Raw genomic sequence first — 14383 nt, forward strand, 5'->3', positions numbered from 1 at the left:
CAAACGAGGTGGATTACGATGGCTGATATCAAAGTGCTTCCACAGGTTTCCGCCTTTCTGGCGCAGGAACATGGGCAGTTTATCGATGGACAACTGATCCCGGCGGCGGGCGGACAACGCTTGCCGGTAGTCAATCCGGCCAATGGCCAGACGATCGCCAACGTGGCTGGTGCCACCGCCGACGAAGTGGAGCAGGCGATGCAATCGGCTGACCGGGCGCTGAAGGGCGAATGGGGAAAAAGCCTGCCGGCCCAGCGTCAGCAGATACTGTTACGCTTTGCCGATCTGCTGGAGGCCCACAGAGAGGAGATTGCCCAGTTGGAAACCCTGACCAACGGTAAGCTGATCGGTTCCTCCAGGCTGTTCGAGGTTGACCATACCTGCGTTTTCATCCGGTATTACGCCGGTTGGGCCACCAAACTGCATGGTGAAACCCTTGCGCCGTCAATCCCTTCGTTTAACGGCGAGCGATATACCGCGATGACTTACCGCGAGCCGGTGGGCGTGGTGGCGGCCATTATTCCCTGGAATTTCCCGGTGATGATCGCCATTTGGAAAATTGCAGCCGCCTTGTGCACCGGGTGTTGCATCGTGGTCAAACCCAGTGAGTTTGCACCTTTGACCCTGCTGCGTCTGGCGCAGTTGGCCCATCAGGCCGGGGTGCCTGCGGGCGTGTTCAACGTGGTCAATGGCGAACGCCAGGTGGGGCAGTGGCTGATCGAGCATCCACGGGTCAATAAAGTCAGTTTCACCGGTTCGGTTCCGGCCGGTATCGCGATCGGCCAGGCGGCGATAAAAGCCGATTTGACCCGCATCACCCTGGAGTTGGGCGGAAAAAACCCGGCGGCGTTTCTTGCCGACGTCGATACCCAGCGGGCGGTGGACGGCATTATGCTCGCCGGGCTGGTGCATCAGGGGCAGGTCTGTTCCTCTGCCGAGCGGTTTTATATTCATGCGTCGCGCTTCGACGAGATTGTCGAGCAGGTTATCGCCCGGGTCGAGGCGCTGCAAATAGGTTCGCCGATGGACGAAGCCACGCAGTACGGTCCGTTGGCTAACCAGGCGCATTTTAACCGCATCAAGGCGATGTTTGATCAGGCGCACAGCCATGACCAGGTACTGAGTGGCGGTACGGTGCTGGACGGAGAGGGGTTCTATGTGACCCCGACGGTGATCCGCGCCACCGGTCAGGACGATCCGCTGATGCGTGAAGAAGCCTTCGCCGGCGTGCTGAGCTTTATGCCGTTTGAGGATGAAGAGCAACTCTTGCATTTGATGAATGATTCGTCCTATGGCCTGTCCGCCAGTATCTGGACCAATGACTTCAGCAAGGCGATGGATTTGATGCGGCGGATTGAGGCCGGGATGGTATGGGTAAATTCGCACACCATTATGGATCCGGCGGTGCCGTTCGGCGGGATGAAAGCCTCCGGTATTGGCCGCGAGTTCGGCAGCGCGTTTATCGAGTCCTATACCGAACTTAAATCCGTCATCATGTGCTACTGAATCCCACGGAAACGGGGCCACGGCCCCGGTAAGGAATCACAATGACCACATTGCCCCTCACCGAATACGATCCGCCATTTTCCATTACCCGCGCCAGCCATCTGGTGCTGACCTCGCGTGATCTGGCCGCCAGTGAGCTGTTTTACACCAAGGTGATCGGCATGGTGCTGACCCATCGGGAAGAGGACCGGCTCTATTTGCGCGGGCTGGAAGAGGCTTGCCACCACAGTCTGGTAATCAAGCTCAGCAAGGCGGAGCCCCACTGCGAACGCGTTGGCCTGCGTGTTTTTCGTGAAAAAGATCTGGAGTTGGCCAAGCTGTTTTTGGACCGGCAAGGGTTGGAGAATTGTTGGGCCGAAGTGCCGTTTCAGGGGCGTACTCTGCATTTCACCGATCCGACTGGTACGCTGATCGAACTGTGCGCCTCAATGCCCGTGGTGCCGCGTTTGCACCATCAGGTACATCTGTACCGTGGCGGCAGCGCCCAACGGTTGGATCACTTCCAGTTGCACACTCCCCACGTACAGCGGGCAGCCGAATTTTACATGACGAAGCTGGGATTCCGTGCGACAGACATCTATTTCAATGAGGGTGGAATGGGGGCCGCATTCTTACAACGCAAAGGCAATACGCAGGATCTGGTGTACTTGCATGGCCCCGGCCCGCGTCTGCATCACTTCGGTTATACCATCCCCGATTCGCAAGAGATCCTGCGCGCCTGCGACACTGCCGGCAATCTGGGCTTTGGCAGCAGCATTGAACGCGGGCCGGGCAGGCACGGCATGGGCCATGTCCTCTATGTTTATCTGCGGGATCCGGACGGGCATCGTATCGAGCTGCACAACACCCCTTATCAGATAATCGACATTGAGCTGGAAACCAATATTCTTGCACCCGATCAGCGCCAGCAGTTACTGCCCTGGGGGCTGCCGCCGCAGCGCAAATGGGTTACCGAAGCCAGTGCCTTTGCCAACACGCCGGTAGAACCGACCACCGAGGGCTATCCGCTGGTGCTGGAAGAGTACTTATCCCGCCAATAGGGCTTGATGCCCGAACCATGCCAGGGCAACCCTTGGATAACCTTGTGCCCGGAAACTCTCCGGGCAATAACATCGGCCTTTACTTCCGTTTTTTTTCAACCAATATGGTCCGGCTGAAATGACAGTCGGAGCCGCCATGGCTCCGTTTATCCACAACGTCGTGGTTGTGGCACAAGGCATCGATACGGATATCCCGCCACGATGCCGAATGACGAACTGGAGAGGTTATGGCTAATCCCTATCGCGAACTTCTGACCACGCCCGGCGTCGGGGGTTAGTGATTGCGAGCTCGGTTGCCCGTTTGCCGCAGGCGATGATCGGCATCGGTATCATTACCATGTTGGTACAGCAGAGCGGTCACTATTGGTTGGCTGGTGCGGTAGCCGGTATATTTACGCTGGCGAACGCGCTCATGGGTCCGCAGGTATCGAAGCTGGTTGATCGGCTAGGCCAGAACAGGGTGCTTCCATGGGTCACCGCGTTTAGCATTACCATGCTGCTGGCGTTGATAACCGCTGCGCATATGCGTGCCCCAGTCCCGTTGCTGTGTATTCTCGCCATGCTGGCCGGCACTATGCCAAGCATGCCGGCAATGATAAGAGCGAGATGGACACAGCTTTTCCGGGGCAAGCCGCAACTCCACACCGCCTTCTCGCTGGATACGGTGCTGACAGAGCTGACCTTCGTGATTGGCCCCCCTTTATCTATTGGCTTGAGCACCGGTATTGCCGCCGAAGCCGGGCCCCTCGCCGCGATAGTGTTGCTGGTGATTGGCGTCACGGCTTTTCTTCTGCAACGACAGACGGCGCCCAAAGTCATCAAAAACACGACTGAACACCGCGGCTCGACCCTGCGTATCCCGGGCCTCGGCACCATCGTGCTGGCACTTTTAGCCATGGGGGTGATTGGCGGATCTATCGATGTGGCGGTAGTCGCTTTCGCCAACGTACAAGGGTGGCCGACGGCCGCCAGTTTGATTCTTGCTGCCTACGCGCTCGGTTCCATGGTTGCCGGTCTGGCTTTTGGCGCGATCAGGGTTAGCTTGCCGATAGAGCGTCAGTTCTTTATTGGGGTGCTGTTAACGGCGGCAACGTCGGTGTTGCCGCTCCTGTCTGCGGACGTTTACATTCTGATGGCGACCATTTTCGTGGCCGGTATGTCCTTTGCACCCACCATGGTTGTCGTGATGAACCTTGGCACTATCTTGGTACCGCCGTCCAGGCTCACCGAAGGGCTGACATGGATGACCACCGGCATCAGCATTGGCGTGGCGCTGGGTGCCGCGCTGGCGGGGCTGGTCATCGACGCTTATGGCGCACGCGCCGGCTTCGGCATCGCCATTGCTGCAGGCGTTGTGATGACGATTATCGTGCTTCTCGGTCGACGCACGCTCCACGCTGCCTCGATGCCCCAGGGGGGAGCCACCTGCTCTTAATGCGGCGGCAGCCAGGGATGACCGGGCTGCCGTAAGCGGACTAGACGCTTAACGAGTCATAATTTTTACGGCGGTAATTGAGCGCGGACAAGATCCACAGCACCACAAACAGCACGATAGCGGCGTAACCGACGCTGCCCAGGTTGTCATTGAGCACCTCAACACCCCGCCACAGCCCGCCCTGTAGCCCCAGCTTATCGGCCAGCAGCCCCAGGCCTTCCAGCCCGCCGATCACCACAGCGATAACCACGCTGGTGGCGGTGATGGTCATGTTGTAATACAGCTTGCGGATCGGTTTATTGAACGCCCAACCGTAAGCGCCGACCATCACAAAATTATCCAGTGAATCAATCAACGCCATGCCGCTGGCAAACAGCAGCGGGAACACCATGATTGACCAGACCGACATGCCGGATGTAGCACCGGTCGCGGAGATCCCGAGCAGGCCCACTTCGGTAGCCGTATCAAAGCCCAAGCCAAATAAAAAGCCGACTAAATACATATGCCAGCTTTTATTCACCAGATTAAAAGCAAAGCGGTACAGCCGCGTCATTACGCCGCCGCTGCCGCTCACCAGCAGGGCTACGTCCTGTTCGACCAGGGTTTCACCGCGCTTCACCCGACGGAAAATGCGGTAAACGTCGCGGAAGATCAGCCAGTTCAACAACGCCATCACCAGTAAGAACAGCGAGGAGATCAGCGTGCCCAAAGTGGCGCCATACTGATGCAACCAGCCGATACGATCGCCAAATGCCAATGAGGTGGCGGCAATCGCGATGCAGGCCAGTACCACAATACTGGAATGCCCCAGGGAGAAGAAGGCCCCGACGGAAACCGGGCGTTGGCCTTGTTGCATCAATTTGCGGGTGACGTTATCGATGGCGGCGATGTGGTCGGCATCCACCGCATGGCGCAGTCCGTAACCGTAAGCCAGCAGCGCGGCGGCAATCAGTGCCGGGTGATGCTGAAAGGCAGCAAAGGCCGCCCCCCACGCCAGCAGGTTTAGCGCCACTAACGTCAACAACAGCCAAAAGGCGCGGGTATGGGTATGGAAAAACTCGCGGTTTAACATGTTACATCCTGTTGTGTTTTGAACGGGAGACGCGCCATGGGGATACGCTGCGCGCAGGCGACCAATGCCTGACCGAATGCCAACCCTCCATCGCCCGCCGGCAGCCGTTGTGGCAATAGCACCTGCAGCGGGGCCAGATGATGCTGCAGCCGTTGGCGTAACAGGCGGTTGTGCAGTACGCCACCGCTTAACGCCACGTGCCGGAGGTTATGCTCTGCGGCAAAATGTTTGGCCAGGCCGGCAAATCCTTGCGCCAGGGCATCATGAAACGCCCAGGCCCGTTGAGCGGCCGGCGCTTGCCAGGCCAGCCACTGCCGCCAGAACACGCCCAAATCGAGCTGTGCTGCGCAACGTGGCAACGTCACCGGGTGAGAGCAAGGGCCACTTTGGTGGGCCAGCGCCTCAAAAATACTGGCGGCTTCGCCTTCCCAACTTTGCCGTTCGGGCGCACATCCCAGCGCGGCGGCGGCCGCGTCAAACAGACGGCCACAGGAGGAGGCCAGCGGCGCGTTGATGCCGGCGTTAATGGCTTGGAGCAGGGGGCGCCAGGCGCGCGTCAATAGCCGTTCGGCCTGTGGGCTGTTTTGCCAGTCAGGCACGAAGCGTGCAAAATGCGCCAACTGATTGCGCCAGGGTTGTTGCGCGGCCAGATCGCCGCCGGGCAGTGCCACCGCAGGCAATCCCCCCAGATGACGACAGCGGCGGTAATCGACCCACAGGCATTCGCCGCCCCACAGCGCGCCGTCCTGTCCGTACCCCAGCCCATCCAGCGCCAGGCCGATAACCGCTCCGCCTTCCAGTGGCCAATGGTGTTCGGCCAGGCAGGCGGCCAAATGCGCATGATGGTGCAGCACCGGGGTCACCGGCAGCCTCTGTCGGGCGGCCCATTGGTGGCTGACGTAACCCGGATGAGCGTCGCTGGCTAAGCGCTGTGGCTGGCAATGGTACAACGCCATAAAATGCGCCATGGCCTGCTGCCACTGTTGCTGAATATCCTCCTGTTGCAGGTCGCCAAAATGTGAACTGAGTACGGCTTTATTTCCTTGCAGCAGGCAAAAGGTATTTTTGCGATCCCCGCCCACGGCCAATAGCGGAGGCTGTGAAGGGAAGCCCGGAGGCAATGGCAGGGCATCCGGAACAAATCCGCGCGCCCGACGTAGCATTTCATGGCCTTCAGGCAGCAGACGCACCAGCGAATCATCGGCGCGCTGCAAGATTTCGCGATCGTGCAGCAACCACAGGTCGGCAATGCCGGCCAAATCAGCCAAAGCCTGGCTATTGGTTAATGCCGGAGCTCGGCCGGTGGCATTGCCGGAGGTCATCACCAGGGGCCGTTGTATCTCCTGCATCAGTAAATGGTGAAGGGGATTGGCGGGTAACATCAGGCCCACTTCGTTCAACTGCGGGGCGATAGCCTCAGACAGCGGCGAATGGGGCGAGTGGGGCACCAGCACGATAGGCGCGGCAGCGGACGCCAGCAAAGCCTGTGTGTGCGACAGATCAATGCCACGGGTGCAGCGAGTCAGCCAGTCGATATTCGGCAGCATCACCGCCAGAGGTTTGCCGGGACGCCGTTTGCGAAGCCGCAGGCGTTCTACGGCCTCCGTCTGGGTAGCATCGCAAGCCAGGTGAAAACCGCCCAGCCCTTTGATGGCAACAATCTGCCCGGCAGCTAATGCGGCTACCGCCTGCTGCAGAGCTTCTTCCCCCTGATGCTGCGGTTGTCCCTCAACGGTGAAACTGAACAACCGAGGGCCGCAGTCGCTACAGGCGACCGGTTGGGCATGAAAGCGCCGATCGTGCGCCGAACGGTACTCTTGGGCGCAGGGCGAACAGAGCGGGAACGGTGCCATGCTGGTTGCCGGGCGATCGTAAGGCATGGCACGAATAATGGTGAAGCGTGGGCCGCAGTGCGTGCAGTTAATAAAAGGGTAGCGGTAACGCCGATCCTGCGGATCGTTCATTTCCTGCAGGCATTTTGGGCAGGTCGCGGCATCGGGAACAATCTGGGTCGTCATAGCACCGCGTTGGCTGGCGCGGATGCGAAAATCATCGGGCTTTTTCAGCCAGGTAAAGGGCCGTTGCTGAATGTTGTCGATCTGCGCCAACGGTGGGGCCTGCTGGCACAACAGATGCAGCAACAGCTCAAGGTCGACGGGATTCACCAGCCGAATCTCCACCCCGGCGCTGTCGTTCCAGACTTCGCCACGTAGATTGAGCTGGTTGGCCAGTTGCCAGACAAAAGGCCGAAAGCCGACGCCCTGTACTTTGCCGCTGATACGCAGCAGCAGCCCCGGATAGGACATGGTTTATTATCCTCTTTGGGTTTTTATAAATTATCAGGAGGCACAACCCTGCGTAGCCTCCTGTCAATTTATTCCCTGGTATTCCCTAAATAATTGGAGTTGCATCAAGGCGGCAAGAGCGGGGATCCCCAGGAGCTTACTTAAGTAAGTGACTGGGGTGAGCGCTTGCAGCCAACACAGATGCAGCTTCAAGTATGACGGGATTACATCACGTCTTCTGCGACGCGGCGCAGGCGAGCTTTCATATCGCTGTAGCTTTGCTGCGCATAGTTCTCCGCCCAGTGCTGGTCGGTAATCGCCGCCAGTTTTACCGCACAGTATTTGGTTTCCGGCGTTTTGGAGATCGGATCCAGGTTTTCCTGCGTCAGTTCGTTACAGGCACCAATCCACCACTGGTAGGTCATATACACCGCACCCAGGTTGATACGCTCGTTATAGTTGGCACGGCTGATCACCTTGCCGCGGCGTGAGGCAACCCACACCAGTTGCTGGTCGGCAATGCCCAGCGCGGCGGCATCCTGAGGATTGATCTGCACGAAGCCGGGCTCATCCGCCAGCGTTTGCAAGGCGGCACAGTTGCCGGTCATCGAACGGCAGGAGTAATGCCCAACCTCACGCACGGTACAGAGCACCAGTGGGTAAGCGGCATCCGGGATCTCGGCCGGCGCACGCCAGGTGGTCGCGAACAATTGGCCTTTGCCGGACGGCGTGGTGAACTGGTTACCCTGATACAGGTACGGCGTCCCCTGGCTTTCCAGCGAAGTGCAAGGCCATTGCACGTGACCGAGCTCACCCATTTTTTCGTAAGTAGCGCCGTAAAACAGCGGGCAAAGTTCGCGCATTTCGTCCCAGATCTGCTGGTTATCCTCGTAGTGCATCGGATACCCCATTTCGCTGGCCAACAGGCTGATGATTTCCCAGTCGCGCTTGACGTTGTACTGCGGCTCAATGGCTTTTTCGAAACGCTGGAACCCGCGATCGGCGCAGGAGAAGACACCGCCATGTTCGCCCCAGGAGGTGGCAGGCAAGATCACATCCGCCTGTTCGGCGGTTTTGGTCATAAAGATGTCTTGCACCACCACAAATTCCAGCGCTTCGAACGCGCTGCGCACCAGGCTCAGATCGGCCTCGGTCTGCAAGGGATCTTCCCCCATGATGTAGTAGGCTTTCACTTTGCCTTCATGCACCAGGTGCGGGATTTCGGTGATGCGATAGCCGACGTTGGGATCCATTTTTGTGGCGTCGATTCCCCAGGCTGCGGCGAACTTGGCGCGCACGGCCGCATCGGTAACCGCTTGATAGCCAGGGAATTCATTGGGCAGCACGCCCATATCGCAGGCACCCTGTACGTTGTTCTGTCCGCGCACCGGGCCGACACCCACATTGGCACGGCCCAAATTGCCGGTAAGCAGCGCCAAACTGGCGAGGCCTTTGACCACGTCAACCGCCTGGCCGAATTGGGTCACGCCCATGCCCCACATGATGGTGGCAGATGGGGCGCTGGCATAGGTGCGCATGGCCTGACGGATCTGCTGTGCGGTAACGCCGGTCAGGTGTTCCACCGCTTCTGGCGCATAATCCGCCAGTTGCTGCCGGTAGGCCTCGAATCCCTCGGTGTATTTGGCCACGTAATCGCGGTCATAAAGATTCTCTTCAATCAGCACGTAGGCGAACGCATTCACCAGCGCCATGTTGCAGCCGTTCTTGATCTGCAAATGCTGGTCGGCAATACGTGCAGTTTCTATCCGGCGCGGGTCGCACACGACGATCTGCGCGCCTTTCTCTTTAGCCTTCAGCACCCGGCGCGCCACGATGGGGTGCGAGTCGGCACAGTTGTAACCGATGATCAGCAGACACTTGGAGTTTTCGATATCGCCAATCGAGTTACTCATGGCACCGTTACCGAGCGTGGCCTGCAAACCCGCAACCGAAGGCCCGTGGCAGACGCGGGCACAGCAGTCGACGTTATTGGTGCCGATCACCGCGCGGGCGAACTTCTGCATCACATAGTTGGTTTCATTGCCGGTCCCGCGAGAGGAACCGGTGTGCATGATGGCGCTGGCACCGTGCTGCTCTTTAATCTGCTGCAGCCGCTGTGCGGTGTAGCTGATCGCTTCATCCCAACTGACGGCCTCAAACTTGCCGCCTTTCTGCCGCCGGATCAGCGGCTGGCTCAGGCGCGGGGTCAACAGTTTGGTGTCGTTCAGGAAATCCCAGCCGTAATAGCCTTTCAGACACAGTTCACCCTGATTGGTCACGCCGTCAGCCGCCTCGGCGCGAATGATTTTGCCGTTATCGACCACCAGTTTCATTTTGCAGCCTGCACCGCAGTAAGGGCAGACGGTTGTGATTTTTTTCATCGGTTCAGTTCCTAAAACAGTGACGACATTGTGTCGAGCGCGGCGCGGCGGCGCTTCTCGGCGTTCATTTCCTGCAGCATGTTGCGATCGACGCAGTGCAACGCATTGGTTGGGCAGGTTTCCATGCAGGCCGGGCTGCTATCGCGACCGATGCACAGGTCACATTTATGGGCTTCGGCTTTCTCGGTGGTGGCGCTCATCATGGCGCCGTTCTGGCGGACCACCGGACGGGTGATCACTTCCATGGCGCCGTAGGGACAGGCCACGACGCAGGTTTTGCAGCCGATGCAGCGTTCCTGCATCACCAGTACCATGCCGTTGGTGCGGCTGATGGCGCCGTTCGGACAGACGTTGGAGCAGGGGGCGTCCTCGCATTGGCGGCAAAGCACGGCGGTGCTGACGTTGACGCCTTTAATCACGTGCAGGCGGGGGGCAAAGCTGGTGGCGTTCAACGCCGAAATATCCTGGCTTTCGCTGTGCGCCATCACGCAGGCAATTTCACAGGTACGGCAGCCGATGCATTTTTTGGGATCGGCGATGATAAACCGGTTCATCAATAACTCCTGGGTTACCCTTCATCCGGGTATGGCAAAAGAGAGGTCGTGGCTCTGGTTAGGCATAAAACATGCCAACCTTGAAAATGCTTAAAAAGCAGAGGGTTAGATTTTTATGGCGCCGGGGTCGACAGCAGGTCGACATAAATGACGATGCCGCGTCAGACATTCGTCACCTCCAGCTGCGGATAACCGCCATTGTCTGCCCAGTGAAACAAGCGTTGATGGAGCACCGTCACCGCCTGTTTCACCGCCGCGCTGATCGGGTAATAAAACGCCACCACTTCGGGTTGAATGCCGATAAAGGTAATTTCCGCTATGTCTTCGCGCAGTTGGTCGATCAGAAAGTTAAGCGGCAGGTTATGCGTCGTCATGATGAACATGGCGGCAATGTCTTTTTCGTCGATCACCCGCGTTTCACCCGGCGCGAGCCCCATGTCGGTGGCGTCGACGATCACCAGGCGGTCTGGGCGCAGCTCGCGGATATGTCCGATGTCATTTTCCGGTGCCGCGCCGCCGTCAATCACCTGCCAACCCGCGGGGGGATGACCGGCACAGAGTTCAGCCAGCAGCGGCCCGGCACCGTCATCTCCCATCATGCAGTTGCCCACACACAATAAAACGTCAGTCATCATGCCTCCGGACCATCAGGTAAATGGCGGGTTCGTTTTCTATCGATTGAAGCAGGGCGATCAGCTGTTGGCTCCAGCTTTGCTGTTCAGTGTTCATACGCGGCGCCGCGTGGCTCAACGCCGTGGCCAACAGGTGGGTATGGCTGTTGTCGATACAGATTTCGCCAAACCGATCGACCCCTTCCAGTTTGCGCCGTGCGGTGCTGCTCGCAGGCAACTGCGCTATCCAGGCGCGAAACCCCGCCAGCGGGCAGCTGAGTTTGGCTTCCAGGCAGTCGATCACCCCCAGATGATGGCCGATCGCCAGGCTGTAATAGATCACCTCCTGGGCCTTCGGCGGGGCCTTTTTCTCCTGCACAAACTTGCGGCTAAGGGAGTAAAACACCACCTGTCCTTGGGAATCGGTCATAGCCGCAGCTCCCCACGCAGCACCCGTTGATAAATGCCCTGCAGGTTGCCGACAATTTCATTCAGGCGCAGGTCATCTTGCTGGTGCAGATAAGCGGCGATGCGCTGTTCGACCGGTTCTGGTGTCTCTGCTGCCACCAGTTGCATGAACTGGTCGGCGATTTGGCGACCGTAGCGGTAACCGGCCATACGCCGGGCTTCGCGATCCAGCAGCACTCGCAGCGGCTGGGGCAGTTGCGGGTGCAACAGGCGCGTAGCTTCACCGTGGGTTTCATCATGCTGGTGGCCTTTGATTTTCTGATCCAGCAGGCCCAGCGCCATGGCGAAACCGTAAATGGTCGCCGCCGGCGTCGGCGGGCAGCCGGGAATATAGACATCGACCGGAACGATGCGATCGGTGCCGCCCCATACGCAGTAAAGATCGTGGAAGATACCGCCGCTGTTGCCACAGGCACCGTAGGAGATGCTGATTTTAGGATCGGGTGAGGCCTGCCAGGCGCGGATCGCCGGAATGCGCATGGCGCGGGTCACTGCACCGGTGAACAACAAAATATCGGCATGTCTGGGGGAAGGAACCACTTTGATGCCGAAACGTTCCGCGTCGAACAGGGGTGAAATGGCAGCGAAAATCTCAATTTCGCAGCCATTACAGCCACCGCAGTCCACCCGATAGACATAGGCCGAGCGGCGGATATCCTGCAGCAGGGTGGTTTTCAGCTTGGCGATGCTGTCATCGAGGGTGATTGGCACCGGCAGGCCATTTTCATCACGTGGTCCAATCAATGGCGAATTCATGAGATGACCTCCCGGGTCAAATGGCGGCCGATATCAATACGATCGGCCTGGGTCAGGTTCTGCTGCTGTTTGCAGGCCGGGCAGGTTTCAAACTGCGCACGGCGGGTTGCCGCCTCCGAGCTGCTCAACCCGAGCAACGCCATCGCATAATCAATTTCCTTTTGCGCCGCATAGGGTTTGCCGCACTGTCGGCAATGGCAAATGGCGAAGTCGGCTTGTTCGTACAGATCCTCTTTACGCCACACTGCCAGTTCGAACTGCTGCGAAAGCCGAATGGCGGCGGTTGGGCACACTTCCTCGCAGCGGGCGCAAAAGATGCAGCGCCCAAGAAACAGCTGCCAGCGCAAGGTGCCGCTGTTGAGATCGGGGGTCATGCTCAACGCGTTGGACGGACAGGCGTTGGCACAGGCACCACAGGCTATGCACTGCTGTGGGCTGTATTCGGGCTTGCCGCGAAAGTTCGGATCAATGGCCAACGGCTGGGCCGGATAGGCGACAGTGGCCGGGCCGGTCTTCAGCACTTTTTTAATCAGTTTCAGCATGATGGGCTCCGGTTAGAACGGCTTGTTTTTCCGCTCGATGCCGTAACGTTCGATCTCTTTGTACGGCACGATGATGGACTGGCGCTTGCGTACGTCGACGATGGTCATGCGATCGGTGCAGGAGTAGCAGGGATCGAGACTGCCGATAATCAGCGGGGCGTCGGATACCGTATTGCCGCGCAACATGTAACGCAGGGTGGGCCAATTGGCATAGGTGGCGGCACGGCAGCGCCAACGGAACAGTTTCTGGTTGTCGCCGGTCATGCTCCAGTGGATATCATCGCCGCGCGGCGCTTCGGCAAAGCCCAGGGCGAAGCGGTGCGGTATATAGGTGAAGCCGTCCACCGCCAGCGGTCCGCCCGGCAAGCTTTGCAAACCGAACTCGATGATGCCGAGCGAGTTGAACACTTCGTGAATGCGCACCTTGAGGCGGGAATAGACATCGCAGCCGCTTTCCACGCATAACTCCACCGGCAGTTTGGCGTAGCCGGCGAACGGATGGTCGATGCGGGTATCGCGACGGTGGCCGCTGCCGCGGATCATCGGCCCCACGTTGCTGTAATCGCGGGCCACCTGGGGATCGAGACGCCCAACCCCGACGCTGCGTTGTTCTGTGTTGGGCGTACTGAGCAAGATATCGACCAAATCCACCAGTTCGCTGCGCATTTGCGCGGCCAGCTTCAGGGTTTGCAGCATGTCCTCTTTCAAAATATCTCGGCGGATACCGCCAATCAGGTTCAAACCATAGGTTTTGCGCGCGCCGGTCAGTATTTCTGCCATCTTCATCGACTGCTCGCGTACGCGGAAGAACTGCATAAAACCGGAATCGAAGCCGACGAAATGGCAGGCCAGACCAAGATTCAACAGGTGGCTGTGCAGGCGTTCCACCTCCAGCAGGATCGAGCGGATCATCTGGGCGCGTTCCGGCACCTGAATGCCCATCGCATTTTCGACCGAGCTGGTGTAGGCCACGCTGTGGGTAAAGCCGCAAATGCCGCACACCCGGTCCGACAGAAAGGTGACTTCGTTATAGCCCATACGGGTTTCGGCCAGTTTTTCCATCCCGCGGTGCACGTAGAACAAGCGGTAGTCGGCGTCGATGATGTCTTCTCCATCGACAAACAGGCGAAAGTGCCCGGGTTCGTCCGAGGTGATGTGCAACGGGCCAATCGGCACCACATTGGCTTTGGCTCCGGCCAGGCTCTCGAACGGATAGGTTTCCACATCGGTGGTGGGCGCGGGGCGTTGGCGATAGTCCATCGCGTCTTTGCGTAGCGGGTAAAGATCGTCCGGCCAGTCGTCAGGTAGCACCAGCCGCCGCTCATCCGGCAATCCCACCGGGCGCAGACCGTACATGTCACGCACTTCGCGTTCGCCCCAAACGGCGGCGGGCACGCGCGGCGTGACGGAAGGGAACTCCAGCGTTTGGGCATCCACTTCGGCGCGCACCGTGATCCAGCATTTGGTGCCTTGCTCCATCGACAGAACGTAATACAGCGCGTAATGGCCGCACAGCGTGCGCTCGTCGTTGCCAAACAGCACCGACAACCAACCGCCTTGCTGGTAATACAGCCATTCCACCACGTCAGGCAGCGCGTTGAGCTTAACGGTGACCGTCAACTGATCGGCGGTTTGCCATTCGGCTGCCAGCATGGCCGCAGGGAATTGTTGCTGCAACGCCGCCAGATAGTGCTGGCCTTGATGTTCGTTAGTCATTATTGATTGCCTTTGTC

The 14383-nt window shown here is 58.9% G+C and carries 12 protein-coding genes; 3 read left to right on the forward strand and 9 right to left on the reverse strand.

The features are described 5' to 3' along the window. The first annotated feature begins 18 nt into the window (after window positions 1-18). The 3 genes from EBA31_RS12640 to EBA31_RS12650 all read left to right on the forward strand — a co-directional run bounded on the left by EBA31_RS12640 (window position 19) and on the right by EBA31_RS12650 (window position 3981). Window positions 19-1506 carry an aldehyde dehydrogenase family protein gene (locus EBA31_RS12640; protein WP_122079334.1) on the forward strand — a complete coding sequence of 496 codons (1488 nt, stop codon included), beginning with the start codon at window positions 19-21 and terminating at the stop codon, window positions 1504-1506. Between the two features lie 41 nt (window positions 1507-1547). Beyond that, entirely contained in the window at window positions 1548-2546 is a 999-nt protein-coding gene (locus tag EBA31_RS12645; RefSeq protein ID WP_122079335.1) for a VOC family protein, read from the forward strand. A 277-nt stretch (window positions 2547-2823) separates the two neighbouring features. Next, a complete protein-coding gene (locus tag EBA31_RS12650; RefSeq protein WP_369982332.1) occupies window positions 2824-3981 on the forward strand; it encodes an MFS transporter in 1158 nt (385 codons plus the stop codon). A 40-nt stretch (window positions 3982-4021) separates the two neighbouring features. Here EBA31_RS12650 and EBA31_RS12655 read toward each other — a convergent pair whose 3' ends face one another. The 9 genes from EBA31_RS12655 to EBA31_RS12695 all read right to left on the reverse strand — a co-directional run bounded on the left by EBA31_RS12655 (window position 4022) and on the right by EBA31_RS12695 (window position 14366). Beyond that, window positions 4022-5053 carry a HoxN/HupN/NixA family nickel/cobalt transporter gene (locus EBA31_RS12655; protein ID WP_122079336.1) on the reverse strand — a complete coding sequence of 344 codons (1032 nt, stop codon included), beginning with the start codon at window positions 5051-5053 and terminating at the stop codon, window positions 4022-4024. Beyond that, complete coding sequence (hypF, locus tag EBA31_RS12660; RefSeq protein WP_122079337.1) at window positions 5047-7359, reverse strand: carbamoyltransferase HypF; 2313 nt, start codon at window positions 7357-7359, stop codon at window positions 5047-5049. Before hypF ends, EBA31_RS12655 begins: the two co-directional genes overlap by 7 nt. Window positions 7360-7562: 203 nt before the next feature. After that, complete coding sequence (gene fdhF, locus EBA31_RS12665; RefSeq protein WP_122079338.1) at window positions 7563-9719, reverse strand: formate dehydrogenase subunit alpha; 2157 nt, start codon at window positions 9717-9719, stop codon at window positions 7563-7565. Between the two features lie 11 nt (window positions 9720-9730). Next, window positions 9731-10273, reverse strand: a complete 543-nt coding sequence (hydN, locus tag EBA31_RS12670) for an electron transport protein HydN (protein ID WP_122079339.1) — start codon at window positions 10271-10273, stop codon at window positions 9731-9733. 161 nt (window positions 10274-10434) lie between these two features. Then, window positions 10435-10905, reverse strand: coding sequence for a hydrogenase maturation peptidase HycI (hycI, locus tag EBA31_RS12675; protein WP_122079340.1), 471 nt, complete (start codon window positions 10903-10905; stop codon window positions 10435-10437). Continuing rightward, window positions 10898-11314: a formate hydrogenlyase maturation HycH family protein gene (locus EBA31_RS12680; RefSeq protein WP_122079341.1), complete on the reverse strand. Its 417-nt coding sequence runs from the start codon at window positions 11312-11314 to the stop codon at window positions 10898-10900. Before EBA31_RS12680 ends, hycI begins: the two co-directional genes overlap by 8 nt. Then, a complete protein-coding gene (locus tag EBA31_RS12685; protein WP_122079342.1) occupies window positions 11311-12108 on the reverse strand; it encodes an NADH-quinone oxidoreductase subunit B family protein in 798 nt (265 codons plus the stop codon). The genes EBA31_RS12680 and EBA31_RS12685 overlap by 4 nt, the downstream gene beginning before the upstream one ends. Beyond that, window positions 12105-12650 carry a formate hydrogenlyase complex iron-sulfur subunit gene (locus tag EBA31_RS12690; protein ID WP_020826905.1) on the reverse strand — a complete coding sequence of 182 codons (546 nt, stop codon included), beginning with the start codon at window positions 12648-12650 and terminating at the stop codon, window positions 12105-12107. The genes EBA31_RS12685 and EBA31_RS12690 overlap by 4 nt, the downstream gene beginning before the upstream one ends. Before the next feature lie 12 nt (window positions 12651-12662). Further along, window positions 12663-14366: an NADH-quinone oxidoreductase subunit C gene (locus tag EBA31_RS12695; protein WP_020826906.1), complete on the reverse strand. Its 1704-nt coding sequence runs from the start codon at window positions 14364-14366 to the stop codon at window positions 12663-12665. Window positions 14367-14383 lie beyond the last annotated feature (17 nt).

It is taken from the genome of Serratia sp. P2ACOL2, from assembly GCF_003691565.1.
Lineage (GTDB): Bacteria > Pseudomonadota > Gammaproteobacteria > Enterobacterales > Enterobacteriaceae > Serratia > Serratia liquefaciens.